Genomic DNA, 25,465 nt, shown 5'->3' on the forward strand with positions numbered 1-25,465 from the left:
TTGGATGGCCCTTGGATAGGGGATCGCGGCCGCAAGGAAAAGTCGGCCTTTGCGCGCGGGGCCGGGCTGGGGTAGACCTTCGGCAAAGCACGAAGGGGCAGAGGCGATGAAAGCGGCGATCGGGACGGCCATGGCTCTGGTTCTGGCGGGCGGTCTGGCGGGCCCTTTGGCGGCCCAGGTCGTCACCCGCCAGTATGACGATGGCGGCGTCTACGAGGGCACCTTCCGCAACGGCCAGCAGCACGGCCAGGGCAGCTATGTCCTGCCCAACGGCTATCGCTACGAGGGCGATTGGGTCGAGGGGCAGATCATGGGCCAGGGCCGGGCCGAGTTCCCGAACGGCTCGGTCTACGAGGGGCGGTTCGCGCGCGGCAAGCCCGACGGCACCGGCAAGATCACCTATGCCGATGGCGGCACCTACGAGGGCGAATGGGCCGCCGGAGAGATCAGCGGCACCGGCATCGCCCGCTATGCCAACGGGTCCGTCTACGAGGGGCAGTTCGCGCGGGGCCTGCATCAGGGCACCGGCGTGCTGACCCAGGCCAACGGCTATCGCTACGAGGGCGACTGGAACGCGGGCGTCAAGGAAGGGCAGGGCCGCATCACCTATCCCGACGGGGCCACCTACGAGGGCGGCATGCTGGCGGGCCAGCGGGCCGGGCGCGGCATTCTGGTGATGGCCGACGGGCTGACCTATGACGGGGTCTGGGCGGCGGGCCAGATGTCGGGCACGGGCGTGCTGGTCCAGTCCACCGGCGACCGCTACGAGGGCCAGCTGGAGGGCGGGCGCCGCCAGGGCCGGGGCGTGGCCACCTATGCCAATGGCGATGTCTATGACGGTGAATTCGCGGCCGACCGCCGCCACGGGCAGGGCACCTTCACCGGCGCGGACGGCTATGTCTATGTCGGCGAATGGGCCGAGGGCCGGATGGAGGGGCGGGGCCAGATCACCTATCCCGACGGGTCGGTCTATCTGGGCCAGATGCGCGCCGACCGCCCCGACGGCACCGGCAAGATCACCTATGCCGACGGTTCGACCTATGAGGGCGAATGGGCCGAGGGCGTGATCGAGGGCGAGGGCCGCGCCGCCTATGCCAATGGCATGGTCTACGAGGGCAGCTTTGCCAATGCGCGCAACAACGGGCAGGGGCGCATGTCCTATCCCGACGGCTATGTCTATTCCGGCGCATGGCGCGACGGCCAGCGCCATGGCGAAGGGCAGGCCACCTATCCCGACGGCACCGTCTATACCGGCCGTTTCGTGGATGGGCTGCGCGCGGGGTCGGGCCGCCTGACCACGCCCGACGGCTTCATCTACGAGGGCGGCTGGAAGGACGGAGAGATCGACGGCACCGGGGTCGCCACCTATGCCAATGGCGACCGCTACGAGGGCACATTCGCTGCCGGCAAGCGGCAGGGGCAGGGCGTGATGCGCTATGCCACCGGCCAGGTCGCCTCGGGCGAATGGCAGGACAACCGGCTGATCGAGGCGGATGCGGCGCCCGAGGGCGCGGGGCCGGATCTTCCTGCCGACGGCTCTGCGGCACCGGCGGGCATGGATGCGCCCGCGCCTGCGTCCGAACCGCTCGAGCAGCCGTGATGCCGCCGCCGCCTCGGGCCTTGTCGCCGGCACCGGGCGCGGCAGTCCGTCCCCCGCCGGGGGGCCGCACATGAGCGATGCGGATCGGCCGAGGCTGCTGTCCAGCGGCAATCCGCAGATCCCCAAGGGCGAGGGTCCGGCCCCCGTGCGCGCCTATATCGAGGCCATGCCGGGATGGAAGCGCGAGGTGGGCGACTGCCTGGACCGGATGGCGGTCCGGGCCTGCCCCGACCTGCGCATGGCGGTGCGGTGGAACACGCCCTTCTACGGCAAAAAGGACGGCTGGTTCTTCTGCATGTACTGCTACACCGCCCATGTGCAGCTGAGCTTCTTTCGCGGGGCCGATCTGGTCCCGCCGCCCCCCAAGCAGTCGAAGGTCGCGGGCGTCCGCTATGTCGACATCCGCGAAGGCCCATGGGACCAGGCGCAGGTCGAGGACTGGCTGGTTCAGGCGGCGCAACGCCCCGGGGTCCAGCTTTAACCGCAGGCCCGCGCGGCCGATCGGATGCCGCGGCCCTCGCGGGCTAGCTGCGCGGGCTGTCCTCGCCGAACAATCCCCGCAAGCCCCGGGTCACCAGATTGCCGACCTTGGGGCGGGGCTGGGCCAGGAAGGGCAGGGGGCGGCAGACCTCCATCGCGGCGATGCCGACGCGGGCGGTCAGGGCGCCGTTCACCAGCCCCTCGCCGAAGCGGCGCGACAGCTTGGCCAGAATGCCGCCGCCCGCGACCGTGTGGATCAGGTCGTCGCCGGCCGCCACCGCGCCCGTGGCGATCAGATGGGTCATCACCGTGCGCGCCAGCCGCCAGCCGCCGACCGCACCCGCGCGCCCGCCATAGATCTCGGCCATGCGGCGGATCATGCGCAGGTTGGCGGCCAGCGCCGCCGCCACGTCGGCGAAGGCCAGCGGCACCAGCGCGGTGGTGGCGGCGACGGTGCGGGCGGCGGCCTCGATCTCGCGCCGGGCTTGCTGGTCCAGCCCGGCCAGCAGCTCGGCCTCGGCCAGGGTCAGCAGGGTCTGGGCGTCGAAGGTCTCGGCCCGCCGCTCGGCCAGGCGCTGGCGCTGCCATTCCATGTCGGCGCGCCGGGCATAGAGCGCGACCAGCCCGTCGGTGACGGCGCGCGCCTGATCCAAGCTGTCCGCCGCCAATGCCGCGCCCGCCTGCCGCTGCAACCCGTCGATCTGGGCGATGCGGCGCCACGCCCACCACTCGCGCAGCGCCATGCCAAGGGCGGCCAGCGTGAACAGCGCGAACAGCACCACAGCGATCCAGCCCAGCAGCGGCATCCGGGTCAGCAGCCCGTCGATGAAATCCAGCGCCATGACGCTGAGCAGGAAGACGAACAGCGCCGCCCCCGCATTCAGGAACAGCCGCGTCAGCCGCGACGGCGGCCGCCCGACCAGCCGCGTGACCATCTGCATGGTGCGCGGCTGCGGCACGGGCGCGTCGCTGGCGTCGATCTCGGGCGCGTCGGCGGGGTTGAGCAGGTCGTCCAGCACCGTCTCGGACCGGGGTGCGCGGCTGTCGGGGCGGGGGGTGTCCTGCAGCTCCAGCAGGACGGGGCCGCGCCGTGGGCCCGGCGGGGGGGCTTTTGGGGGCTGGCTCACAGGCGGTCTCCGATCAGGAACTCGGCGGCGCGGTCCAGCCGGATATGGGGCGGGCCATCGCCGGGGCGCGTGGTCAGGGGGGCGGGGGCGAAGTTCATGATCGCGTAGTCGCTGTCCAGCCAGCCATCGGCCCCCTGCCGGGCGGGATGCAGCAGCAGCGAGGGATCGGCGGGCAGTTCGCCCGCATAGAAGGCCGCCTGCCGCCCGTCCAGCAGGCGCCCGCGCACGGCGGGCAGCTCCTCGTCGCCATGCGCGATCATGTCCTCGGTCGTGGCGCGCAGGGCGGCAATGGCCATGGCCTCGGTCCGGGCGCCCTGGAAATCGGCGCGGTCGCGGGCCTCGCGCAGCATCGAGGACAGGATCGCGGTCAGGCGGTTGTGCTGCACCTGATGCAGGTGGTCGGCCTTGGTCGCGGCAAAGAGGATGCGCTCCACCCGCTGCGTGCCCAGGATCTGCGCCAGCCACCCGGCCCGGCCCGGGCGGAAGGCGGCCAGGATGTCGGCCATGGCGCGGCGCATGTCCTCGACCGCGCGGGGGCCCTGATGGATGGCGCCCAGCACGTCGACCAGCACCACCTGCCGGTCGATCCGGGCGAAATGGTCGCGGAAGAAGGGCCGCACCACGCGCGCCTTGTAGGCGTCGAAGCGGCGGCGGAATTCCCGGCCCAGCTTGCCCTGCTGCAGCGCGGGGGGCAGCGGCGCGAAGGTCAGCGCGGGCGATCCGGCCAGCTCTCCGGGGATGAGGAAGCGGCCGGGGGTGCAGTCGGACCAGCCCGCCTCGCGCGCGGCGTTCAGATGGGCGGTGTAGATGTCGGCCAGCTGCTGGGCCAGCGGCTCGGACAGGGGGGTGTCGGAGGACAGCTCGGACAGGGCGGCCAGGAAGCGGTCGGCGCCGGGGCGGCCGGCGACGCGGTCCAGCACCTCGGCCGACCACTGGGCGAAGTCGCGCTCCATCAGGCGCAGGTCCAGCAGCCATTCGCCGGGATAGTCGACGATGTCCAGATGCAGGGTGCGCGCGCCCCGCAGCCCCGCGAACAGCCCGCCCCCCTGCAGCCTCAGCGACAGGCGCAGCTGGCTGACATGGCGGGTGCCGTCGGGCCAACGCGGCTCGGGGCCGGTCAGGGTGGCCAGGTGGCGTTCGAAATCGAAGCGCGGGATCGTGTCGTCGGGCTGGGGCTGCAGCCAGACCGCCTTAAGCCGCCCGTCGGCGGCGGCGCGCAGGGACTGCATGCGCCCCCGCTCCAGCATGTTGGCGACAAGGGAGGTGATGAAGACCGTCTTTCCGGCCCGCGACAGACCGGTCACGCCGATCCGCACCACCGGGTCCGAGAGGCCCAGCCCCTCCATCACGTCGCTGCCGATGCCCATGCCTGCCCCTGAGGTTCGTGTCGCGTCGTCTAACGCGGTCGGCGCAACATAGGTCCGCCGCGCCGGGTTGCCCAGATGGCGGCTTTGGCGATTGTGAAGGGCGGGCGGGGGGCGGTATCACCGGCGCCATGCAAGATGCCCTGCCCATCGACGATGTCCTGCCCGCCCTGTGCGACGCTCTGGCCGCCCATGGCCGCGCGGTGCTGGTGGCCCCGCCCGGCGCGGGCAAGACGACGCGGGTGCCGCTGGCCCTGCTAGACCGGGTGGCGGGCCGCATCCTGATGCTGGAGCCGCGCCGCCTGGCCGCCCGCGCCGCCGCCGAGCGGCTGGCCTGGTCCCTGGGCGAGGATCTGGGCGGCCGCGTCGGCTATCGCATCCGGGGCGAATCGGTCGGCGGATCGCGCATCGAGGTGGTGACCGAGGGCATCCTGACCCGCATGATCCAGACCGATCCCGCGCTGGAGGGTGTGGGCTGCGTCATCTTCGACGAGTTCCACGAGCGCAGCCTGAACGCCGATCTGGGCCTGGCGCTGGTCTGGGAGGCGCGGGGTGCGCTGCGCGAGGATCTGGCGGTGCTGGTCATGTCGGCCACGCTGGAGGCCGGGCCTGTGGCGGCGCTGCTGGACGATGCGCCGGTCGTGGTCTCCGAGGGGCGCGCCTTCCCCGTCGAGACGCGCTGGCTGGACCGGCCCCTGCCCGCCGGGGGCCGGCTGGCCGACGAGGCCGCGCGCCTGATCGCGCGCGTCGAGGCCGAGACGCGGGCGACCGGCGGCTCGATCCTGGCCTTCCTGCCGGGCGAGGGCGAGATCCGCCGCGTGATGGCGGCGCTTGATGGGACGGGCTGCGAGGTGATGCCTCTGTTCGGGGCGATGGACGCTGCGGCGCAGCGCGCGGCGCTGGCGCCGCCGGGGGCCGTGCGGCGGATCGTGCTGGCGACGGCCATCGCCGAGACCTCGCTGACCATCCCGGGCGTGCGGGTGGTGGTCGATACGGGCCGGGCGCGGCGCGCGCGCTTCGATCCGGGCAGCGGCATGTCGCGGCTGGTGACCGAGCGCGTGAGCCGCGCCGAGGCCGAGCAGCGGCGCGGCCGGGCGGGCCGGGTGGCGCCGGGCCTCTGCTATCGCATGTGGGCGCGGACCGAGGAGGGCGCGCTGCCCGCCTTCGCCCCGCCCGAGATCACCGTGGCCGACCTGACGGGTCTGGCGCTGGAACTGGCGGTCTGGGGGGCGGGCGCGACCGAACTGGCCTTCCTGACCCCGCCGCCCGAGGGGGCGCTGGCCGAGGCGCGGGCGCTGCTGGCCGATCTGGGCGCGCTGGACGGTGAGGGGCGGATCACAACGCACGGCCGCGCGCTGGCCCGGCTGCCGCTGCATCCCCGGCTGGCGCATATGCGGGTCGTCGCGGGGCCGGAGGCGGCGGATCTGGCGGCGCTGCTGTCGGACCGCGATCCCCTGCGCGGGGCGGGGGTCGATCTGGAGGCGCGGCTGCGCGCGATCCGCGATCCGGGCGGGCGCCATCCCTTCGAGGTGAACCGGCAGGGCGTCTTGCGCATCCGGGCCGAGGCGACCCGTCTGCGCCGGATGGGGGCGTCCCGCGGCGCCGGGGGGGGCGCGGCCCCCCCCGGACCCCCCTCGGGATATTTGCGCCAAGATGAAGGGGGCTGGTCGGCGGGGGCGATGGCCGCGCTGGCCTATCCCGACCGGATCGGGCTGCGGCGGCCCGGCGAGGAGGCGCGCTTCGTGCTGTCGGGGGGCAAGGGGGCGGTGATGGCGGGGGCGGACGCCCTGGCGGTGCAGCGGCTGATCGTGGCGCTGGATCTGGACGGCGATCCCCGCGAGGCGCGGATCCGCCTGGCCGCACGCATCGAGGAGGCGGAGCTGCGCGCCCTGTTGGGCGGGCGGATCGTTCCGGCGCGCATCTGCGACTGGTCACGCCGCGAGGGGCGGGTGCGCGCGCGGCTGCAGGAACGGTTGGGCGCGCTGGTCCTGTCGGACCGGGTCTGGGCCGAGGCGCCGCCCGAGGCGCTGGCCGTGGCGGCACTGGAGGGGCTGCGGCAGGACGGTCTGCCTTGGACCCCCGCCGCCGCACGGCTGCGGGCGCGGATCGCGCTGCTGCCGGATCTGGGCCCGGTGGGCGATGCCGACCTGCTGGCCGAGGGGGACTGGCTGCTGCCGTGGCTGGGCCGGGCGCGCAGCCTGGCCGACCTGCGGGGCCTGGATCTGGTCGAGCCGCTGAAGGCGCGCATCGGATGGGACGGCCAGCAGCGGCTGGACCGCGAGGCGCCGGGGCAGTTCGTGACGCCCCTGGGGCGGCGGGTGCCGATCGACTATGGCGGCGAGGAACCCTCGATCGAGCTGCGCCTGCAGGAGCTGTTCGGGGTGACGCGGCATCCCGCCGTGGGCGGGCGGCCCCTGCGGATCACGCTGCTGTCGCCGGGCGGCAAGCCGGTGCAGGTGACGATGGACCTGCCGGGCTTCTGGGCCAGCTCCTATGCCGATGTCAGGAAGGACATGCGCGGGCGCTATCCCCGCCATCCCTGGCCCGAGGATCCGACCGCCGCCGATCCGACCGTGCGGGCCAAGCCGCGCGGGACCTGAGGGGCGGGGTCAGTCAACCGGGCGGATCAGCTTGGCGTCCAGCACCCGCAGCACCTGTGCCAGATCATGGCCGCGTTTCAGCACGCGTCCGTCCATGCCGATCACCGCATAGGCGCCTTGGGCCGCACGCAGCTTGGGACGTTTCTCGATCCGGTAGAGCGGATGTTCGGCGGCGCGGCGGAAGACGCTGAAGACCGCCGCGTCGCGCAGGAAGGACATGGCATAGTCGCGCCATTCCCCCGCCGCGACGAAGCGGCCATAGGTCGTCAGGATCAGGCCCAGTTCCTTGCGGTCGAAGACCACGCGGTCGGGATCGGGCTGGAACGGCGGGCCGGCATTCAACATGACCGGATCGTGACACTCTGCCGCGCCGGGATCAACGGCAAAGGCGTCAGTAGCAGCTGACCTTGTCGATGCGCCCGCCGCGCCCGTATTCGATGTTCAGCCGCTCGGGGCGGAAATCGGCGGTCACCATGTCGTCGGGACCGATCAGGCGGGTGCCGATGGGGAAGGTCATCGCGGAGAGCGCCGTCTGCGGCTGGCCGACCAGGCCCTGATAGCCCTCGGCCCCGCAGGTGTCGGGCGCGGGCACGGGGGCCGCCGGGGGGCGGGAACGGGTTCGCAGGCGGCCAGCAGGGTGGCCGAGAGGATCAGGGTCAGGGCAGTCAGGCGCATCTGGGTCATCCGCAATCGATCTGGGTGATGGTGCCGGTCGCATCCAGGCGGAAGACGATCCGGTTGGGGTCATAGTCCTGCGGCTCGATCCCGCGGAACTCGACCACGCGGAAGCTGCGGGTCAGGCCGAGGGTCGGGATCACGCCGGAGGGCTGGCCGACCGCGCGGGCATAGTCGCTGGCCTTGCACAGGTCGGGCTGGCGTTCCGTCAGGCCGGCGATGCCGGTGACGGGATCGGGCGCGGCGGGGGCCGCGATGTCGTAAGGGGGGCATAGGGGGCGGCGGCGGCGGCATAGGGGTCCGCGACGACGGGGGCGATCGGGGCTACACCATAGGCGGGCGCTGTGGGGCTGTCATAGGTCTGAACCGGCGCGGGGGCCATGCCCGCCGGGCCGGCGGGCGGCATCCGGTTGGGCGAGGAGGCGCAGCCCGCCACCGTTCCCGCCATCACGATCAGCGCTGCCGCCCGTGTCGCCCATTGCCTGCGGATCATTGCCTGTCACCCCTGTCGGCCGCGTTCCGGGCCTTGTTCGCCTCAGCATAGGCCCGGGGCCCCGGCTTGCAAAGCCGGGAGCCGGATCACGTTCCGATCAGCGCAGGAATGTCACAGGTCGGCGCATCCGGGGACGTCAGCGGTAGGCGGCGAGGAACAGCGAGGCGGTGGCGCCGGCGGTCTGCTGGATCTCTTCCAAGGTCGGATCGGTGGTGTCCAGCAGGGCGCGGTGCTGCAGCTGGCCGATCAGCAGGCCGACCAGCTGGCGGGCCGACATGGTCGTGTCATGGGCGCGGATCTCGCCCCCGGCGATCCAGCTGTCGATCAGCTGCGCCAGCGGCGCAACGATACGCTCGTTCAGGGTGCGGTCATAGGTCAGCGCGTCCTCGGGGAAGCGGGCGGCCTCGGCGATGATGACGCGGTGCAGGTGCAGGCGCGGTTCGGTCAGCAGCCACTGGGACATGTCGGCCACGACCTGGGCCAGCGCCTCGGGGGCGGGGCCGGCCTGGTCGGGATCGAAGGGCAGCTGCTGGAACGCATTGTCCAGGGTCGAGCGCAGAACCTCGCGAAACATCAGCCGCTTGTCGGGGAAATAGCTGTAGAGCGTCGCCTTGGACACGCGGGCCGAGCGTGCGATGTCATCCACGCTGGCGCCCGAGAAACCGTCACGCAAAAAAATCTCTGCGGCGCCGGTGCGAACCTGATCGAATTTCCGTCCCTGAGTAATGCGCGACTGAAGAGCCATGTGATGCAATCCCGTATGAGTGGTTCAGGCCAAGTGCCACAAAACACTGCAAAATGGAAGAGATAACGTACTGGCTCTTAAATAGGGCACAAATGAATTGCGCTAACATTAACAAGTCTATTTTGTCTGTACAAAATTGCCTAGTTCATGTGCAAAAGCAGTGTAATTGACCCGAATCCGAGGTGGCAGGACCGCGACGTTTGTCCTAGCCTGCCCCCAGAAGGGCGGCTGCAGCCGTCGCCAGGAGGAGAGACGCCAATGGCCAGGACCAATACCTCGTTCCGGGAATCAGTCGAACGCATGTTCACCCATGCCGCGGGGCTGATGCAGCTGTCCCCGGGCCTGGAAGAGAAGATCCGGGTCTGCAACTCGACCTATACCGTGCGATTCGGGGTGCGGCTGCGCGGGCAGATCCACACCTTCACCGGCTATCGGTCGGTTCATTCCGAGCATATGGAGCCCGTCAAGGGCGGCATCCGCTATTCGCTGGACGTGAACCAGGACGAGGTCGAGGCGCTGGCCGCGCTGATGACCTACAAATGCGCGCTGGTCGAGGTGCCCTTCGGCGGGTCCAAGGGCGGGCTGAAGATCGACCCCCGCGCCTGGAACGAGGACGAGCTGGAGCGGATCACCCGGCGCTTCACCTACGAGCTGTCGCGCCGGAACCTGATCTCTCCGTCCCAGAACGTGCCGGCGCCCGACATGGGCACGGGCGAGCGCGAGATGGCGTGGATGGCCGATGCCTACAAGCGGCTGCATCCCGACGACATCAACGCCAAGGCCTGCGTGACCGGCAAGCCGCGCACGGCGGGCGGCATCGACGGGCGGGTCGAGGCGACGGGCCGGGGCGTGCAATACGCGCTGCGCGAGTTCTTCCGCCATGACGACGTGATGAAGAAGGCCGGGCTGGAGGGCACGCTTGGCGGCAAGCGCGTGATCGTGCAGGGCCTGGGCAACGTGGGCTATCACGCGGCGCAGTTCCTGTCGGCCGAGGACGGCTGCCTGATCACCGGCGTGATCGAGCGGGACGGCGCGATCGTGAACCCTCAGGGCATCAACATCGACGCGCTGCGCGGCCATATCCGCGCGACCGGCGGCATCAAGGGCTTTGTCGGCGGCGAGTATCGCGAGAACGGGCTCGCGGTGCTGGAGGCCCCCTGCGACATCCTGATCCCGGCGGCGGTGGAGAGCGTCATCCACGCGGAGAATGCCGAGCGGATCGACTGCAAGCTGATCATCGAGGCCGCGAACGGCCCGGTGACGGCGGATGCGGATGCGATCCTGCGCCGCCGGGGGATCGTGATCATCCCCGACATGTATGCCAATGCGGGCGGCGTGACCGTGTCCTATTTCGAATGGGTCAAGAACCTGTCCCAGATCAGCCTCGGCCGGCTGGAGCGCCGCAACGAGGAGGCGCGCGCCCGCATGATCGTCGAGGAGCTGGAGCGCCTGTCGGCCGACACGGGTCTGAACTGGACCCTGTCCAAGGGCTTCAAGGAGGCCTTCCTGACCGGCGCGGACGAGCTGCAGCTGGTGCGCTCGGGCCTCGACGACACGATGCGCGAGAGCTTCAAGAAGATGAAGGAAGTCTGGATGAGCAATCCCAAGGTCGAGGACATGCGCACCGCGGCCTATGTGGTGGCGATCCGGCGCATCTCGAACGTCTACAATTCCCTGGGGCTGTAGGGGGGCGCTGCCCCCGTCCTGCGGACTCCCCCCGGGATATTTCGGCCAAGATGAAATCGGCCGGGGTTCAGGGTCTGGATCAGGGCCGGGGGGCGGCGGCGCGGCGGAGGCGGTCGTTGATGGCGGCGCCGAGGCCGTGATCCGGGATCGGCGCGACCGAGATCGGGCGCCCCTGCGCGTCGGCGCGGCGTAGCAGGTCGAAGAGGCGGGCGGCGGCCTGGGTCAGGTCGCCCGCGTCGGACAGGCTGAAGGGGCCGGGCTGGCCGAAGGTCAGATGCGTCTCGCCCGGTGCCGGGTGGGCGTTCAGGCGCAGGGAGGCGCGCGGGGCGTAATGGCTGCCGAGCTGGCCCGGCGCGTTCGGGGCGGCGGGATCGGCCTGAGGGCGGGCAAGGGGCCCGCCGAGGAGGGCCTCGATCTCTTCGGCGGGGATGCCGCCGGGGCGCAGCAGGGTGGGGCGGCCGTCGGGCCAGCCGATGATCGTCGATTCGAGGCCCAGGGGGCAGGGGCCGCCGTCCAGCACGGCGGCGATGCGGCCGTCGAGGCCGCCCTCGGGGGCCAGCACGTGATCCGCGGTGGTCGGGCTGATCCGGCCCGAGGCATTGGCCGAGGGCGCGGCCAGCGGGGCGGCCGAGGCGCGCAGCAGGGCCTGCGCGACGGGATGGGCGGGCACCCGCAGCCCCACCGTGTCTAAGCCCGCCGTCACCAGCGACGCGATGCCGCTGCCCGCGCGCAGGGGCAGGACCAGCGTCAGCGCGCCGGGCCAGAACCGGCGCGCCAGCAGCAGGGCCTGGTCGGAGAACGCGGCAAGGGCCTGCGCGGCGCCCAGGTCGGCCACATGCACGATCAGCGGGTTGAAGCCCGGCCGCCCCTTGGCCGCATAGATGCGCGCCACCGCCGCCCCGTCGCGGGCATCGGCGGCGAGGCCGTAGACCGTCTCGGTCGGCATGGCCACGCAGGCGCCCTCGGCCAGCAGGGCTGCGGCGCGGGCCAGGCCGGGGCCATCGGGGGACAGTCGCAGGGTCTGCATTCGTGACGCGGGGTTTCGGTTGAGCCTGAGGGGAACGCGGCCCAAGATGCCGCCTGACCGCAGTTGATAGACGCGCCCGGCCCCGATGCCAAGGCGCCGAAAGGAAGTCATCATGAGCTACAAGGCCCCGGTCGAGCAGATCGACTTCATCCTGACCCATGTCGTGCCCTTCCCCGAGCTGGCGCGGACCGACCTCTATCGCGAGGCCAGCGCGGACACCGCGCGCGCCATTCTGGCCGAGGCGGGCAAGCTGGCGTCGAACGTGCTGGCGCCGCTGAACCGGGCGGGCGATCTGCATCCCGCGCGGCTGGAGAACGGGGTCGTGCGGACCTCTCCGGGATTTGCCGAAGGCTTCCGGGCGATCGCCGAGGGGGGCTGGGTCGGCGTCTCGGCCGATCCCGAATATGGCGGCATGGGCCTGCCGCAGGCGCTGAACATGGCCGTGGCCGAGATGATGTCGGGCGCGAACTTGGCGCTGCAGCTGAACCCGCTGCTGACCCAGGGCCAGATCGAGGCCCTGGAGCATCACGCCAGCGACGATCTGAAGGCGCTGTACCTGCCGCGGCTGATCAGCGGCGACTGGTCGGGCACCATGAACCTGACCGAGCCCGGCGCGGGCAGCGACGTGGGCGCGCTGACGACCAAGGCGGAACCGGCGGGGGACGGGACCTACCGGATCAGCGGGCAGAAGATCTACATCACCTGGGGCGACGGTGACGTGACCGCGAACACCTGCCATCTGGTGCTGGCGCGGCTGCCCGGGGCGCCCAAGGGGACGCGGGGGATCAGCCTGTTCATGGTGCCCAAGTTCCTGCCCGACGACCAGGGCAATCCGGGCGTGGCCAACGACCTCAAGGTGGTCAGCCTGGAACACAAGCTGGGCATCCATGGCAGCCCGACCTGCGTGATGTCCTATGACGGCGCCACCGGCTGGCTGGTCGGCGATGAGAACAAAGGCATGGCCGCGATGTTCACGATGATGAACGTGGCCCGCCTCGGCGTCGGCATGCAGGGCGTGGGCGTGGCCGAGGCGGCGCTGCAGCAGGCCGTGGCCTATGCGACCGACCGCGACCAGATGGGCCCGATCATCGGCCATCCCGACGTTCGCCGGATGCTGGCCACCGGCCGGGCCGAGGTCTTTGCCGGCCGCGCCATCGGCCTGGCCTGCGCCACCGCCATCGACCTGGCCAGTGCGACCGGGGATGCCGACCACGCCGCCCGCGCGGCCTTCCTGACGCCCATCGCCAAGGCCTATGGCACCGACATGGGCATCCGCGTGGCCGACATGGGCATCCAGATCCACGGCGGCATGGGCTATGTCGAGGAGACGGGCGCCGCGCAATATCTGCGCGACGTGCGCATCACCTCGATCTACGAGGGCACGAACGGCATTCAGGCGATGGATCTGGTGGGCCGCAAGCTGGCCGACGGGGGCGACGCCGCCATGCGCCTGCTGGACGAGGTGCTGGACGGTGCGAAATCCGCGCAGGGGGCCCATCCCGACCTGGCCCACCAGCTGTGGCAGGCGGCCGAGACGCTGCGCGAGGCCACCCACGCGCTGCTGGACCGGGACATGCCCGCGCGCTTCGCCGGGGCCGTGCCCTATCTGACCGCCTTCGCGCGGGTGCTGGGCGGGCATTTCCACCTGCGCGCCGCGATGGCGGGCGGGGCGGGGCACCAAGCGCTGGCGCGGGTCTTCATGGCGCGCGTGCTGCCCCATCATGCCGGCGATCTGGCCGAGGCACTGGCCGGGGCGGACGATCTGACCGGCCTGTCGGATGCGGCGCTGGCGGGCGACGTCGCGGCGTGATCCGCACCCCGCATGCCGATCCGCCCGTCGAGGGCGCGGCCATCCGGGTCGCGCCGGGCGTGCTGTGGCTGCGCCTGCCGCTGCCGATGAAGCTGGACCACGTCAACGTCTATGCATTGGAGGAGGACGACGGCTGGACCGTGGTCGACACGGGCTTCGACAGCCTGCGGGGCCGGGCCATCTGGGAGGGTCTGCGCGCCGGGCCCTTGGCCGGCAAGCCGGTGGTCCGGGTGATCGGCACGCATCATCATCCCGACCATATCGGGCTGGCGGGCTGGTTCATGGACCGGGACGGGGCCGACCTGTGGATGAGCCGCACCGCCTGGCTGATGGCGCGGATGCTGGTGCTGGACGTGCAGGACCGCGCCAGCCCGCAGGCGCTGGACTTCTGGCGCCGGGCGGGGATGCCGCCCGAGATGCTGGCGCGGCGCGCCACCGAACGGCCCTTCAACTTCGCCGATGTCGTGCATCCGCTGCCCTTGGGCTTCACCCGGCTGACCGAGGGGCAGGAGGTCACCTTCGGCCGCCGTCGCTGGCGCGTGGCGATGGGGCACGGGCATGCCCCCTGCCACGCGACCTTCTGGTCGCAGGATGACAATCTGGTGATCGGGGGCGACCAGCTGCTGCCCTCGATCTCGCCCAATCTGGGGGTCTATCCGACCGAGCCCCTGGCCGATCCGGTGGGCGAGTGGCTGGACAGTTGCGCGCGGCTGAGGGAGATGGCCCGCGACGACCATCTGGTGCTGCCCGGGCACAAGCTGCCCTTCACCGGGCTGCCCTTCCGGCTGGACCAGCTGACCCTGAACCACCGCACGGCGCTGGACCGCCTGGCCGAGGCGCTGGCCGTGGCGCCGCGCCACGCGGTCGGCTGCTTCGACATCCTCTTCAAGCGCCGCATCGGCGAGGCCGAGTTCGGCCTGGCCCTGGTCGAGGCCGTGGCGCATCTGAACCACCTCCATCGCGCAGGTGTCATCCGGCCCGTGGGCGAAAGCGGGGGTGCGGTGCTGTGGGGGGCGTGACAGGTCCGCGGCTTTCGGCTATCGCAGGTCAAACGCATCAAAAGGGGGCAGTGATGGCCGATTACGACAACAAACCCGAAGCCACGCAGGGCTCGATGGACATGACCGAGCACAAGAAGACCTTCTCGGGCTTCATGCGCGCGACGGTCTGGGTCTGCGGCATGACCGTGGCCGTCCTGGTCTTCCTTGCCCTGACGAATTCCTGATCGGACGATCCCGGACATGAAACGACGCGTCTTTCTGGCGGCAGCGATGCCCGTCACGCTGGCAGCCTGCGGCGCCCAGAACATCTGGGCCAGCGACGAACGCCTGAGGGCCGCGCGCTATGTCTCGCCCGAGCCGCCCTCGATCACGTTGCTGACCGTCATCGGCATCCCGCGCGGCGAGGGCGGGCATTCGGGGCTGATGTTCAACGGCAGCCAGCGGGTCATCTATGACCCGGCGGGCAGCTGGCAGCATCCCCAGATTCCGGAACGCAACGACGTGCTTTATGGGATCAACGACAACTTCAAGAACTTCTACATCGATTACCACGCCCGCTCGACCTATTGGGTGGCCGAGGACACGGTGCCGGTCACGCGCGAGGTGGCCGATCTGGCGATCCGCCGGGCCGAGCAGAACGGCTCTGGCAACAAGAGCTTCTGCGCGGTCGAATCCGGCAAGGTCCTGTCCGGCGTGCCGGGCTTCGAGGGGGCGCCGCGCGGCTTTTCGCCCCTGCGCCTGCGGGCCTGGTTCCTGACCCTGCCCGGCGTGCAGTCCAAGCGGCACGAGGACGGCGATCCGGCCAACAACCACGACGTGCTGCTGCGCCAGAAGGACGGGCAGGTCGTGGGCTATCCCAGAAGGTAGAGCAGGCCGAACAGCGTCAGGCCCCCGGCCAGGATGGCCAGCATGACGTTGCGCGTCAGCACGCCCACCGCCACCGTGGCCGCCGCCGCCGCAAGGCGCGCGGGATCCGGTGCGCCGCCCGTGGCCTCGGGCCACAGGACCAGGGGCGCCACCAGCGCGGGCAGCACCGCCACGGGCGTATAGCGCAGCATGCGGATGACCCAGCCCGGCAGTTCGCGGTTTCCGAGCGCGCCGAGAAAGGACCAGCGGATCAGGTAGGTGCCGACCCCCAGCACCAGGATGATCGTCCAGATCGTCAGGTTCGACGCCTGCATCTTAGCCCTCCTGCGCCAGGGCGCGCGTCTCGCTGCGCGCCTCGACCACGGCGCCGGTCGCCATGCCCAGGGGCGCCGCGATCAGCAGCCCCAGGCCCGAGGGCAGCCCCGCCAGCAGCAGCGTCGCCGCGATCGCCACGAAGCAGGCGGCCAGATGCGCAGGCGTGCGCAGCATCGGCGCGATCATCGCCAGGAAGGTGATCGGCATGGCGAAGTCCAGCGCGATTTCCTCGGGGATGGCCTGGCCCACGGTGGCGCCGACCCAGCTGAAGATCATCCAGGGCAGGCACAGCACCACCGCCGTGCCGCCGAAATAGGCCAGCCGCTGCGGCATCGACAGGCGCGGGTGGCGTTCGTAATGCTGGATCGACAGCGCATAGCTCTGGTCGATCAGCGCGAAGGACACCCAGGCCTTCTGCGCCCGGCTGGCCTCGTTCAGCCACGGCAGCAGGGATGCGGAATACATCGCCATCCGCAGGTTCACCGCCAGCCCCGAGAGGATCACGATGATCGCCGGGGCGTTGTCGGTCAGAAGCTGCACGGCAGTGAACTGCGACGCCCCCGCCAGCACCAGCACCGAAAACCCCATGACCTGCGCGATGTCCAGACCCGCCTCGGTCGCCACCACCCCGAACAGCAGCGCAAAGGGCACGATCACGATCAGGAAGGGCAGGGTCTGCACGATCCCGTGGCGGAAGGCCGCGCGCGGGCTGCGGGCCAGCGCCCGCAGCGACGCCTCGTCGGCGGCGGCCTGCTTCGGGTCGGGCCGGGATTCGGGAACCGGAGACATGGTACTTTCGTCTTTCTGCGTTTCGCGCCACCTTGCTTGCATGATGCGCAATCCGAGGCAAGACCGGCCGATGCAGATCCTGTCCCCCATCCCCCAGCCCCTGCTGGACCCGGCCTGCGCGCTGTGGCGGGCGCATTTCGGCGGGGCGGGCTGGCCGCGCCGGGTCCGTGCCGGGCATGGGATGGTGGGGCTGGATGCGGCGGGCCGGGTGGCCGGGGTGATGGGCCTGCGCGACGGGGCCGGGGGCTTTGCCTTGGGGCCGCCGCCGCTGCCGGGCTGGCTGTTCCGGGCCGCCCCCGCGACCGGGGATCTGGTGATCGACGGGCTGGCGGTGGCGGACCCGCGCCAGGGCACGGGCCGGGCGCTGGTCGCCGCCGCAGGCGATCTGGCCGCGCGCCGGGGCCATCCCGGCCTGCGCGCCGAGGTGCGCGCCCGCAACCGCGCGGCGCTGGCCTTCTATGCGGCGATGGGCTTTTGGGCTGAGGGGCAGGGGCGCTATGGCCTGCCCTGGTGGGGGCAGGTCTATCTGATGCGCTTGCTGGTGGGCGGCAGGCCCTAGCCGAAATTGCCCGAGACGCGGCCCAGCAGCATGAAGGCGCGGGCCGAGCGGCTGTCGGCCAGCACCGCGATCTGCAGGTCGTCCAGCTGCGGGACCAGGGTCGCGACCATCCCGTCGAAATGGCGCAGGAAGTGATGCGCCGTGTCGCGGAAGATCTCGTCGCCCTGCAGCATCGCTTCGGCGGTCTCCAGCGCGGGGCGCTGGTGGATGCCGCCCAGGGCGGCGACGGCGCTGCCGCGATCGCCCTCGGCGAAGCGGCGCCAGACATCGGCGCGGGCGGGCTCGGGCGGCAGGTCGTCCATGTAGACATCCTGCCCGGCCAGCAGCGTGACCACGTCCTGCGCCGCGCGCAGCACGCGCGAATGGACCGGGTCCTTCAGCGCATGGCGCAGTGCCTCGATCGCCTCGTGATCGGCGGGGCCGTCGGGAAAGTTCAGCGCCCGGATCAGCGTGCCCGGATCGACCGGAGTGCCGCCCTGCGTGTCGAAGCGCATCGCGGCCTGACGCTGGTCCGCCTGACGCGCGTCGGACGTGCGGGCATCCGGCGCCGCGCGGCCCCGGGGCTGGGCCGCGCCGGCGGTCGTCGACAGGGCCGCGGCCATCGCGGGGCGGGCGGGCGGTGCCACGGTTGCGGTGGCCGGGGCACCGCGGGGCGCGGCCGAGCGCGGCTCGGGGGTGTCGGGCACCCGCTCGGGCGCGCGGTCCGAGGCGGGCGGGGGCGCGTCGTGCATCTGGCCCAAGCGGCGGCGCAGATCCTCGGCCTCGGCGCGCAGGATGGCCAGCTGCCGGGCCAGCGACACGCCCAGCCAGACCAGCGCGGGCGGCAGGATGATGCCGGCGGTGGTGATCAAGGGCGCGATGCCGCCCCGGCCGCCGTCGCTGGCGGGGACCAGCAGCCAGAACAGGAACAGCAGCAGCAACCAGATCCCGGTCAGTGTCAGGCCGACGGTGGTGATGCGGTCGCGCTGCGACAGGCTGGAGATGCGGGCAATCAGGGACATGGGGTCATCCGTACCGGATCTCGACGATCTCGTAGCTGCGCTGTCCGCCGGGCGTGGTGACCTCGACGCTGTCGCCCTCGTCCTTGCCGATCAGCGCGCGGGCCAGCGGGGACCGAATGTTCAGCAGCCCGCGTTCGATATCGGCCTCGGCCTCGCCCACGATCTGATAGTTGCGCTCTTCCTCGGTGTCCTCGTCGATCAGCTTGACGCGGGCGCCGAACTTCACGCTGCCCGACAGCTTCGACGGGTCGATCACCTCGGCCCGGGACAGCAGGCTTTCCAGCTCCTTGATGCGGCCCTCGACGAAGCCCTGCTTTTCGCGGGCCGCGTGGTATTCGGCATTCTCGGACAGGTCGCCATGCTCGCGCGCTTCCGCGATGGCGCGGATGATGGCCGGACGCTCCTTCGATTTCAGCTCGCCCAGCTCGCGCTCCAGCGCATGCGCGCCGGCGGGGGTCATCGGTATCTTTTCCATCGCTGCCCTGTCCTTGGGTGGAAGGCGTTTGCCTTGCAGATGCCAAACCAACGCCCCTGCCATGACAAGATGGCAGGGGCGCGGAACGGTGATCGACCACATCGTGACGAATTTGGCGGCCAATGCAAGCCTGCATGGCAGGGCGGGCGTCATTCGCTGCGCCGCTTCGCCGCGTCACGATTGCCCCCCGGGCGCGGGGCGGCTATCTGTTTGCCAGCCAGATTGCCAGGGAGGGCGCCAGCACATGACCGACGAGATCCAGATCGAGCGTGAATCGATGGAATATGACGTCGTCATCGTGGGCGCCGGGCCCGCGGGCCTGTCCGCCGCGATCCGTCTGAAGCAGATCGACCCCGAACTGTCCGTCGTCGTGCTGGAAAAGGGCTCCGAGGTCGGCGCGCATATCCTGTCGGGCGCGGTGCTGGACCCCTCGGGCCTGACCCGCCTGTTCCCCGACTGGAAGGAGAAGGGCGCCCCCCTGACCACCGAGGTCACCGACGACAACTTCTACGTGCTGGGCGCCGAGGGCCAGATGCGCGTGCCGAACTGGCCGATGCCGCCATTGATGTCGAACCACGGCAACTACATCGTCAGCATGGGCAATGTCTGCCGCTGGCTGGCCGAACAGGCCGAGGAGCTGGGCGTCGAGATCTTTCCCGGCATGTCGGCCAGCCAGATCGTGTGGGACGGCAACCGCGTCAAGGGCGTGGTCGCGGGCGAGTTCGGCCGCAATCCCGACGGCAGCACCGGCGACGGCTACGAGCCGGGGATGGAGCTGCACGGCAAGTACGTCTTCATCGCCGAGGGCGTGCGCGGCAGCCTGGCCAAGCAGATCAACGAGCGCCTGAACCTGTCCCAGGGCGCCGATGCGCAGAAGTTCGGCCTGGGCATGAAGGAGATCTGGGAGGTCTCGCCCGAGAAGTTCAAGCAGGGCCGCGTCGTGCACACGATGGGCTGGCCCCTGGGCAAGAACGCGGGCGGCGGCAGCTTCATCTATCATTTCGAGAACAACCAGGTGCTGGTGGGCTTCGTCCTCCACCTGAACTATGCCAACCCGCACCTCTATCCCTACATGGAATTCCAGCGCTTCAAGCATCACCCGATGGTGGCCGAGCTGCTGGAGGGCGGCAAGCGCATCTCCTACGGCGCGCGGGCGATCAGCGAGGGCGGCTGGCAGTCGCTGCCGCAGCTGTCCTTCGACGGCGGCGTTCTGCTGGGCTGCAGCGCGGGCATGGTCAACGTGCCGCGCATCAAGGGCAACCACAACGCGATGATCTCGGGGATCGAGGCGGCCGATGCGGCGGCGGCGGCGATCAAGACCGGGCGCATGGGCGACCGCCTGACCGATTACGACGACGCGGTGCGCAAGGGCGCCATCGGCAAGGATCTGAAGATGGTCCGCAACGTCAAGCCGATCTGGTCGCGCTTGGGCCTGTCGGCCAGCCTGATGCTGGGCGCGGTGGACATGTGGACGGCCAACCTGACCGGCTGGAACCTGCTCGGCACCTGGAAGCACGGCAAGTCCGACGCGGCGGCCACCGGCAAGGCCGCCGAATACAAGCGCATCGACTATCCCCGCCCGGACGGCAAGCTGTCCTTCGACCGGCTGACCAACGTGGCCTTCAGCTTCACCAACCACGAGGAAAGCCAGCCCTGCCACCTGAAGCTGCGCGATCCGGCCATCCCGATCGCCATGAACCTGCCCGAATACGACGAGCCCGCGCAGCGCTATTGCCCGGCGGGCGTCTACGAGGTCGTGCAGGATGCGACCGGGCCGCGCTTCGTGATCAACTTCCAGAACTGCGTGCACTGCAAGACCTGCGACATCAAGGATCCCAGCCAGAACATCGTCTGGACGGTGCCGCAGGGCGGCGACGGGCCGAATTACCCGAACATGTGATGCAACCATCCGGGCGGGGGGCGTTGCGCCCCCCGGACCGCGCCTCTAGGCTGGCCGGAACGCAAACGTGATTTCCGAAAGGGCCGTCGTGACCCCATTCCGCCCCAGCCCGATCCCGCAGCGCCGCGCCCGGTTCCGACCGGAGCTGTCGCGGCTGGCCCTGCTGGTCGCGCTGACCTGCACCGCCGCCCTGCCGGCCCATGCGCAGGACGACCGCCCCGCCCCCCGCCCCGTCCAGGCGCAGTTCGGTGCGCCGACCACCACCGCCCCCCCGCCGGCTCAGGAACTGCCCGCCAATCCGCAGATGCAGGGTCTGGCCGGGGTCTATCTGGCCGCCCGCATGGCCACGGTCGAGAACGACTTCCGCGCCGCCGCGCGCTATTTCATGCAGGCGGCCCTGCAGGATCCCGAGGACATCTACCTGCAGGACAGCGCGCTGGTCGCCCTGTCCTCGGCCGGCGAGGTCGATCAGGCCGTGGCCCTGGCCGAACGCCTCTTCGACGAGGACCGCCCGACCGAGCTGTCGGGCCTTCTGCGCCGCGCGCAGCTGGTCCGTGCCGGGGACTGGGACGCCTTGGTCACGCTGATCGACACGACCCGCAACCCCGACCTGCCGCTTGACCAGGACCTGATGGACGGCACCATCCGGGCCTGGGCGCTGCTGGGCGCGGGCCGCGCCTCGGATGCCGTGGCCGCCTTCGAGGCGATGGCCGCGACCGAGGGGCTGGCCCCCATCGTGAACTATCACCTGGCCTTGGCCCGGGCGCTGGCGGGCGATTACGAGACCGCCGACCGCCTGATCGCGCAATCCGAGGCCGGGGGCCACCTGATGGGCCTGATGGCCCGGGTGCAGATCCTGTCCCAGCTGGACCGGCGCGACGAGGCGCTGGCGCTTCTGGACAGCCTCGAGGGGCTGGAGGCCGAGCCGCAGCTGGTGGATCTGCGCCAGCGGCTGGACCAGGACCAGCCGGTGCCCTTCGACGTGATCTCGGGCCCGGCGGACGGCATCGCGCATCTGCTGCTGTCCTTCGCCTCGGCCCTGGCCTCCAGCCCGGACCCCGAGCCCCTGTCGCTGATCCATGCCCGCCTGGCCGCCTGGATCGCGCCCCAGAACCCCGAGGCGCGGCTGATGTCGGCGCAGCTTCTGCAGGATCGCCAGCAGTTCGACCTGGCCGAGGCCGAATTCGAGGCCGTGCGCCGCATGGGCCAGATGCGCCCGCAGGCCGAACTGTCGCGCATCGACGCCCTGTCGCAGGCCGACCGGCGCGACGAGGCCGAGAAGGCCGCCCTGGCCCTGACCGCCGCCTATCCCGGTCTGCCGCAGTCCTGGATCGCGCTTGGCGACGTGATGCGCCAGCAGGAGAAATATGCCGAGGCCGTGCCCAGCTATGATAAGGCGCTGGACCTTCTGGCCGAGGCGCCGCCCGAGGTGCGCTGGTTCCCGCTCTATGCGCGCGGCATCGCGCTGGAACGCGCGGGCCAGTTCGACCGCGCCGAGGCCGACCTTCTGGCCGCGCTTCAGATCCGCCCCGACCATGCCAGCCTGCTCAACTACCTGGGCTATTCCTGGATCGACCGGAACGAGAACCTGGAACGCGCGCTCGAGATGATTCAGCGCGCGGTGGAACTGTCGCCGGGTGACGGCTACATCCTCGATTCGCTAGCTTGGGCCTATTACCGCTTGGGCCGCTACGACGAGGCGGTGGCGCCGATGGAACAGGCCATCGCCACGATGGCCTCGGACCCGCTGGTCAACGACCATCTGGGCGACATCTACTGGATGGTGGGCCGCCAGCGCGAGGCGCAGATCCAGTGGCAGCGCGCCCTGTCGCTGGAGCCCGGCGAAAGCGGCGATGTCGATCCCGACCGCATCCGCGCCAAGCTGGACCGCGGCCTGACCGCCGTGCTGGAGGACGAGGACACCCCCGTCGCCAGCCAGCCCAGCCAAGCGCCGCAGACCGAGGCCGACGCCACCGAATGAGCCCCGCCCCGGCATGATCGTCGAGTTCGCCCCGGCCAAGCTGAACCTGGCCCTGCATGTCACCGGACGGCGGGCCGACGGCTATCACCTGATCGATTCGCTGGTCTGCTTCGCGGCCATCGGCGACCGGATCGCACTGACCCCCGGACCGCTGTCCCTGACCATCGACGGCCCCTTCGCAGCAGGGCTTTCGGCGGATGCGGACAACCTCTGCCTGCGCGCCGCGCGGCTGGCGGGCGGGCAGGCCGCGATCACCCTGACCAAAGCGCTGCCCGTCGCCTCGGGGATCGGCGGCGGCTCGGCCGATGCGGCGGCGGTGCTGCGGGGCCTGGCGCGGATGGGCCATCCGCTGCCCGACCGCAGCGAACGGCTTGGCGCCGACGTGCCGGTCTGCCTGGCCGGCACCCCCGCCCGCATGCAGGGGATCGGCGAGGTGCTGACCCCGCTGCCCGCCCTGCCGCCCCTGCATCTGATGCTGGTCAATCCCGGCGTCGCCGTGCCCACGCCCGCGATCTTCGCGAGGCTCGAGCGGCGCAACAATCCGCCCCTGCCGCCCGTCCCGGCCTTCCCCGATGCGCCCGCGCTGATCGGCTGGCTGCGGACGGCGCGCAACGACCTGCAGCCCCCGGCCGTCGCCGCGGCCCCGGTCATCGCCGATGTCCTGCAGGCGCTGGAGGCTTCAGGCGCGCTACTGGCGCGCATGTCGGGATCGGGCGCGACCTGCTTCGGCCTCTTTCCCGACGCCTCCCGGGCGGCGGCGGCGGCTGCGGCACTGGCGCGCAACGGCTGGTGGGCGGTGGCGACCGAACTGGCGCCCGACCCGCGCCCCCGCTAGACTGCGCGCAGATTCAGCGGAGGGACCCCATGCTGCGCCTTGGCGTCAATATCGATCACGTCGCGACCATCCGGAACGCCCGGGGCACCCCCTGGCCCGACCCCGTGCGCGCGGCACTGGCGGCCGAGGGCGCGGGCGCGCAGGGCATCACCGCCCATCTGCGCGAGGATCGCCGCCACATCACCGACGCCGACATCGACGCGCTGATGGACCGCCTGACGCTGCCCCTGAACTTTGAGATGGCCGCCACCCCCGAGATGCAGGCCATCGCCCTGCGCCATCGCCCCCATGCCGTCTGCATCGTCCCCGAGAAGCGCCAGGAACGCACGACCGAGGGCGGGCTCGACGTGGCCGGGCAGGAGGCCGCGCTGGCCGCCTATGTCGCGCCGCTCAGGGAGGCGGGCTGCCGCGTGTCGCTGTTCATCGGCCACCAGCCCGACCAGATCCGCGCCAGCGCCCGCATCGGCGCCGCCGTGGTCGAACTGCATACCGGCGCCTATTGCGACCTGGACACCGAGGGCCGCCATGCCGAACGCGACGCGGAACTCGACGCCCTGCGCCAGGGCGCGGCGCTGGCCGCCAGCCTGGGGCTGGAGGTCCATGCCGGCCATGGTCTGACCTTCGACACGGTCGGCCCCATCGCCGCCATTCCCGAACTGGCCGAGCTGAACATCGGCCATTTCCTGATCGCGGAATCGGTCTTCATCGGCCTGCCCGCCGCCATCGCCGAGATGCGCCGCCGCATGGATCTGGCCCGCGCATGACCTTCTTCTTCACTCAAATATCCAGATTCGACCCCCGGCCACGCACACCATGATCCTGGGCATCGGCACCGACCTTGCCAATATCGAGCGGATCCAGGGCACGCTGGACCGCTTCGGCGACCGCTTCCGCACCCGCGTCTTCACGCCCACGGAACTGGCCCGCGCCGCCCGCCGCAAGGACGAGGCCGGAACGCTTGCCAAGCGATGGGCCGCGAAGGAGGCCTGTTCCAAGGCGCTCGGCACCGGGCTGGCCATGGGGATCAGCTGGCGCGACATGGCGGTGACGAACCTGCCCACCGGCCAGCCGGTCATGGCGCTGACGGGCTGGGCGGCGGACCGGCTGGCCGCGATGACGCCTGCGGGCCATCACGCCATCGTGCATGTCACCCTGACCGACGACCACCCCTGGGCGCAGGCTTTCGTGGTGATCGAGGCCCGGCCCGGGCCTGCCCCTGCTTGACTTTTGCCCGCCGCCCGGACCATGAACGCCCCCAACGACCGCGCCCGCTGGTGGCGCGGGCAGACTGCGCGATGCCGGACCCCGGCCCATGAACCAAAAGGACCACGCGGAATGGCAACGGCTGCGCCCGAGAAAAAGGACGGCATCTGGGAGACGGTCAAGACCATCTTCTGGGCGCTGGTGATCGCGGGCATCTTCCGCACGCTGTTCTTCCAGCCCTTCTGGATCCCCTCGGGCAGCATGAAGGACACGCTGCTGATCGGCGACTTCCTCTTCGTCAACAAGATGGCCTACGGCTATTCGGCCCATTCCTGCCCCTTCTCGCTCTGCCCGATCTCGGGGCGGCTGCTGGAACGCGCGCCCGAGCGCGGCGACGTGGCCGTGTTCCGCCACCCGACCCGCGACGTCGACTTCATCAAGCGCGTCATCGGCCTGCCCGGCGACACGATCCAGATGCGCGGCGGCCGGCTGTGGATGAACGGCGAGGCGGTCCCGGTGACCCCGGCCGGCGAGTTCATCGAGACGAAGGACCAGCAGGGCCCGCAGGGCCTGATCCCGCGCTGCGTGAACGATCCCGTCGCGCAGGGCGGCGAGTGCATCAAGGAGCGCATGACCGAGACCCTGCCCGGCGGCAACAGCCATGACGTGCTCAACATCGTCGATGGCTGGGTGGCCGACGACACGCCGACCTTCACCGTCCCCGAGGGGCAGTATTTCTTCATGGGCGACAACCGCGACAATTCCGAGGACAGCCGCTTTCCCGCCGAGATGGGCGGCCTGGGCTTCGTCCCGGCCGAGTTCCTGATCGGCCGGGCCGACCGGATCATGTTCTCCTCGGCGGGCAGCTCGCTGCTGTATTTCTGGACGTGGCGCGCGGACCGCTTCTTCAAGGCGGTGAATTGACGCCCTCG

The 25,465-nt window shown here is 71.1% G+C and carries 27 protein-coding genes; 15 read left to right on the plus strand and 12 right to left on the minus strand.

Going from position 1 to position 25,465, the window contains the following annotated elements; translation table 11 throughout:
* Positions 1–106 precede the first annotated feature (106 nt).
* Complete coding sequence (locus tag E4191_RS01795) at positions 107–1,600, plus strand: MORN repeat-containing protein (RefSeq protein ID WP_135311888.1); 1,494 nt, start codon at positions 107–109, stop codon at positions 1,598–1,600.
* 70 nt (positions 1,601–1,670) lie between these two features.
* Positions 1,671–2,081, plus strand: coding sequence for a DUF1801 domain-containing protein (locus E4191_RS01800; protein ID WP_135311889.1), 411 nt, complete (start codon positions 1,671–1,673; stop codon positions 2,079–2,081).
* Between the two features lie 43 nt (positions 2,082–2,124).
* Here E4191_RS01800 and E4191_RS01805 read toward each other — a convergent pair whose 3' ends face one another.
* Both E4191_RS01805 and E4191_RS01810 read right to left on the minus strand, forming a co-directional pair.
* Positions 2,125–3,207 (minus strand): YcjF family protein, encoded by a 1,083-nt coding sequence (locus E4191_RS01805; RefSeq protein ID WP_135311890.1) that lies wholly within the window; start codon positions 3,205–3,207, stop codon positions 2,125–2,127.
* Positions 3,204–4,574, minus strand: coding sequence for a YcjX family GTP-binding protein (locus tag E4191_RS01810; protein WP_135311891.1), 1,371 nt, complete (start codon positions 4,572–4,574; stop codon positions 3,204–3,206). Before E4191_RS01810 ends, E4191_RS01805 begins: the two co-directional genes overlap by 4 nt.
* Before the next feature lie 128 nt (positions 4,575–4,702).
* Here E4191_RS01810 and hrpB point away from each other — a divergent pair, with 128 nt between their 5' ends.
* Positions 4,703–7,171 (plus strand): ATP-dependent helicase HrpB, encoded by a 2,469-nt coding sequence (gene hrpB, locus E4191_RS01815; RefSeq protein WP_135311892.1) that lies wholly within the window; start codon positions 4,703–4,705, stop codon positions 7,169–7,171.
* A 9-nt stretch (positions 7,172–7,180) separates the two neighbouring features.
* Here the strand turns inward: hrpB and E4191_RS01820 are convergent, their stop codons facing one another.
* The 5 genes from E4191_RS01820 to E4191_RS01835 all read right to left on the minus strand — a co-directional run bounded on the left by E4191_RS01820 (position 7,181) and on the right by E4191_RS01835 (position 9,084).
* A complete protein-coding gene (locus E4191_RS01820; protein WP_135311893.1) occupies positions 7,181–7,516 on the minus strand; it encodes a DUF2794 domain-containing protein in 336 nt (111 codons plus the stop codon).
* 46 nt (positions 7,517–7,562) lie between these two features.
* A complete protein-coding gene (locus tag E4191_RS01825) occupies positions 7,563–7,763 on the minus strand; it encodes an I78 family peptidase inhibitor (protein ID WP_228461460.1) in 201 nt (66 codons plus the stop codon).
* Positions 7,764–7,851: 88 nt separating this feature from the next.
* Entirely contained in the window at positions 7,852–7,989 is a 138-nt protein-coding gene (locus E4191_RS23610) for a hypothetical protein (RefSeq protein WP_176562612.1), read from the minus strand.
* Between the two features lie 65 nt (positions 7,990–8,054).
* On the minus strand, positions 8,055–8,339 hold the full coding sequence (locus E4191_RS01830) for a hypothetical protein (RefSeq protein WP_135311894.1): 285 nt from the start codon (positions 8,337–8,339) through the stop codon (positions 8,055–8,057).
* A 136-nt stretch (positions 8,340–8,475) separates the two neighbouring features.
* Positions 8,476–9,084, minus strand: coding sequence for a TetR/AcrR family transcriptional regulator (locus E4191_RS01835; protein ID WP_135311895.1), 609 nt, complete (start codon positions 9,082–9,084; stop codon positions 8,476–8,478).
* A gap of 258 nt (positions 9,085–9,342) precedes the next feature.
* Between E4191_RS01835 and E4191_RS01840 the strand changes: the two genes are divergently transcribed.
* Positions 9,343–10,770 (plus strand): Glu/Leu/Phe/Val family dehydrogenase, encoded by a 1,428-nt coding sequence (locus E4191_RS01840; protein ID WP_228461463.1) that lies wholly within the window; start codon positions 9,343–9,345, stop codon positions 10,768–10,770.
* A gap of 79 nt (positions 10,771–10,849) precedes the next feature.
* Here E4191_RS01840 and E4191_RS01845 read toward each other — a convergent pair whose 3' ends face one another.
* Entirely contained in the window at positions 10,850–11,797 is a 948-nt protein-coding gene (locus E4191_RS01845; RefSeq protein ID WP_135311896.1) for an L-threonylcarbamoyladenylate synthase, read from the minus strand.
* A 112-nt stretch (positions 11,798–11,909) separates the two neighbouring features.
* Between E4191_RS01845 and E4191_RS01850 the strand changes: the two genes are divergently transcribed.
* The 4 genes from E4191_RS01850 to E4191_RS01865 are packed head-to-tail and all read left to right on the plus strand — an operon-like array spanning position 11,910 to position 15,475.
* The gene (locus E4191_RS01850; protein ID WP_135311897.1) at positions 11,910–13,607 is read left to right on the plus strand and encodes an acyl-CoA dehydrogenase; all 1,698 of its coding nucleotides are present in this window, start codon (positions 11,910–11,912) and stop codon (positions 13,605–13,607) included.
* Complete coding sequence (locus tag E4191_RS01855; RefSeq protein WP_228461465.1) at positions 13,604–14,626, plus strand: MBL fold metallo-hydrolase; 1,023 nt, start codon at positions 13,604–13,606, stop codon at positions 14,624–14,626. Before E4191_RS01850 ends, E4191_RS01855 begins: the two co-directional genes overlap by 4 nt.
* Positions 14,627–14,679: 53 nt before the next feature.
* The gene (locus tag E4191_RS01860) at positions 14,680–14,832 is read left to right on the plus strand and encodes an aa3-type cytochrome c oxidase subunit IV (RefSeq protein WP_135311898.1); all 153 of its coding nucleotides are present in this window, start codon (positions 14,680–14,682) and stop codon (positions 14,830–14,832) included.
* Positions 14,833–14,848: 16 nt separating this feature from the next.
* Positions 14,849–15,475, plus strand: coding sequence for a hypothetical protein (locus tag E4191_RS01865; RefSeq protein ID WP_135311899.1), 627 nt, complete (start codon positions 14,849–14,851; stop codon positions 15,473–15,475).
* Here E4191_RS01865 and E4191_RS01870 read toward each other — a convergent pair.
* On the minus strand, positions 15,460–15,789 hold the full coding sequence (locus tag E4191_RS01870; protein WP_135311900.1) for an AzlD domain-containing protein: 330 nt from the start codon (positions 15,787–15,789) through the stop codon (positions 15,460–15,462). The two genes, E4191_RS01865 and E4191_RS01870, sit on opposite strands and share 16 nt — an antisense overlap.
* A gap of 1 nt (position 15,790) precedes the next feature.
* Positions 15,791–16,579: an AzlC family ABC transporter permease gene (locus E4191_RS01875; RefSeq protein ID WP_135311901.1), complete on the minus strand. Its 789-nt coding sequence runs from the start codon at positions 16,577–16,579 to the stop codon at positions 15,791–15,793.
* 70 nt (positions 16,580–16,649) lie between these two features.
* Between E4191_RS01875 and E4191_RS01880 the strand changes: the two genes are divergently transcribed.
* Positions 16,650–17,138: a GNAT family N-acetyltransferase gene (locus tag E4191_RS01880; RefSeq protein ID WP_228461467.1), complete on the plus strand. Its 489-nt coding sequence runs from the start codon at positions 16,650–16,652 to the stop codon at positions 17,136–17,138.
* On the opposite strand, the gene E4191_RS01885 is transcribed toward E4191_RS01880, so the two are convergent.
* Complete coding sequence (locus E4191_RS01885; RefSeq protein WP_135311903.1) at positions 17,135–18,139, minus strand: hypothetical protein; 1,005 nt, start codon at positions 18,137–18,139, stop codon at positions 17,135–17,137. The two genes, E4191_RS01880 and E4191_RS01885, sit on opposite strands and share 4 nt — an antisense overlap.
* Positions 18,140–18,143: 4 nt before the next feature.
* Entirely contained in the window at positions 18,144–18,614 is a 471-nt protein-coding gene (gene greA / locus E4191_RS01890) for a transcription elongation factor GreA (RefSeq protein ID WP_135311904.1), read from the minus strand.
* A 244-nt stretch (positions 18,615–18,858) separates the two neighbouring features.
* Between greA and E4191_RS01895 the strand changes: the two genes are divergently transcribed.
* From E4191_RS01895 to lepB, 6 genes are all read left to right on the plus strand, one after another.
* Positions 18,859–20,514: an electron transfer flavoprotein-ubiquinone oxidoreductase gene (locus E4191_RS01895; RefSeq protein ID WP_135311905.1), complete on the plus strand. Its 1,656-nt coding sequence runs from the start codon at positions 18,859–18,861 to the stop codon at positions 20,512–20,514.
* An 88-nt stretch (positions 20,515–20,602) separates the two neighbouring features.
* Positions 20,603–22,495: a tetratricopeptide repeat protein gene (locus E4191_RS01900; protein WP_228461469.1), complete on the plus strand. Its 1,893-nt coding sequence runs from the start codon at positions 20,603–20,605 to the stop codon at positions 22,493–22,495.
* A gap of 13 nt (positions 22,496–22,508) precedes the next feature.
* Positions 22,509–23,330, plus strand: a complete 822-nt coding sequence (locus E4191_RS01905; protein ID WP_135311906.1) for a 4-(cytidine 5'-diphospho)-2-C-methyl-D-erythritol kinase — start codon at positions 22,509–22,511, stop codon at positions 23,328–23,330.
* Between the two features lie 29 nt (positions 23,331–23,359).
* Complete coding sequence (locus E4191_RS01910) at positions 23,360–24,094, plus strand: pyridoxine 5'-phosphate synthase (protein WP_135311907.1); 735 nt, start codon at positions 23,360–23,362, stop codon at positions 24,092–24,094.
* Positions 24,095–24,143: 49 nt separating this feature from the next.
* On the plus strand, positions 24,144–24,554 hold the full coding sequence (gene acpS / locus E4191_RS01915) for a holo-ACP synthase (protein WP_135311908.1): 411 nt from the start codon (positions 24,144–24,146) through the stop codon (positions 24,552–24,554).
* A 111-nt stretch (positions 24,555–24,665) separates the two neighbouring features.
* Positions 24,666–25,457 carry a signal peptidase I gene (gene lepB, locus E4191_RS01920; protein WP_135311909.1) on the plus strand — a complete coding sequence of 264 codons (792 nt, stop codon included), beginning with the start codon at positions 24,666–24,668 and terminating at the stop codon, positions 25,455–25,457.
* Positions 25,458–25,465: the final 8 nt, after the last annotated feature.

It is taken from the genome of Paracoccus liaowanqingii (genome assembly GCF_004683865.2).
Lineage (GTDB): Bacteria > Pseudomonadota > Alphaproteobacteria > Rhodobacterales > Rhodobacteraceae > Paracoccus > Paracoccus liaowanqingii.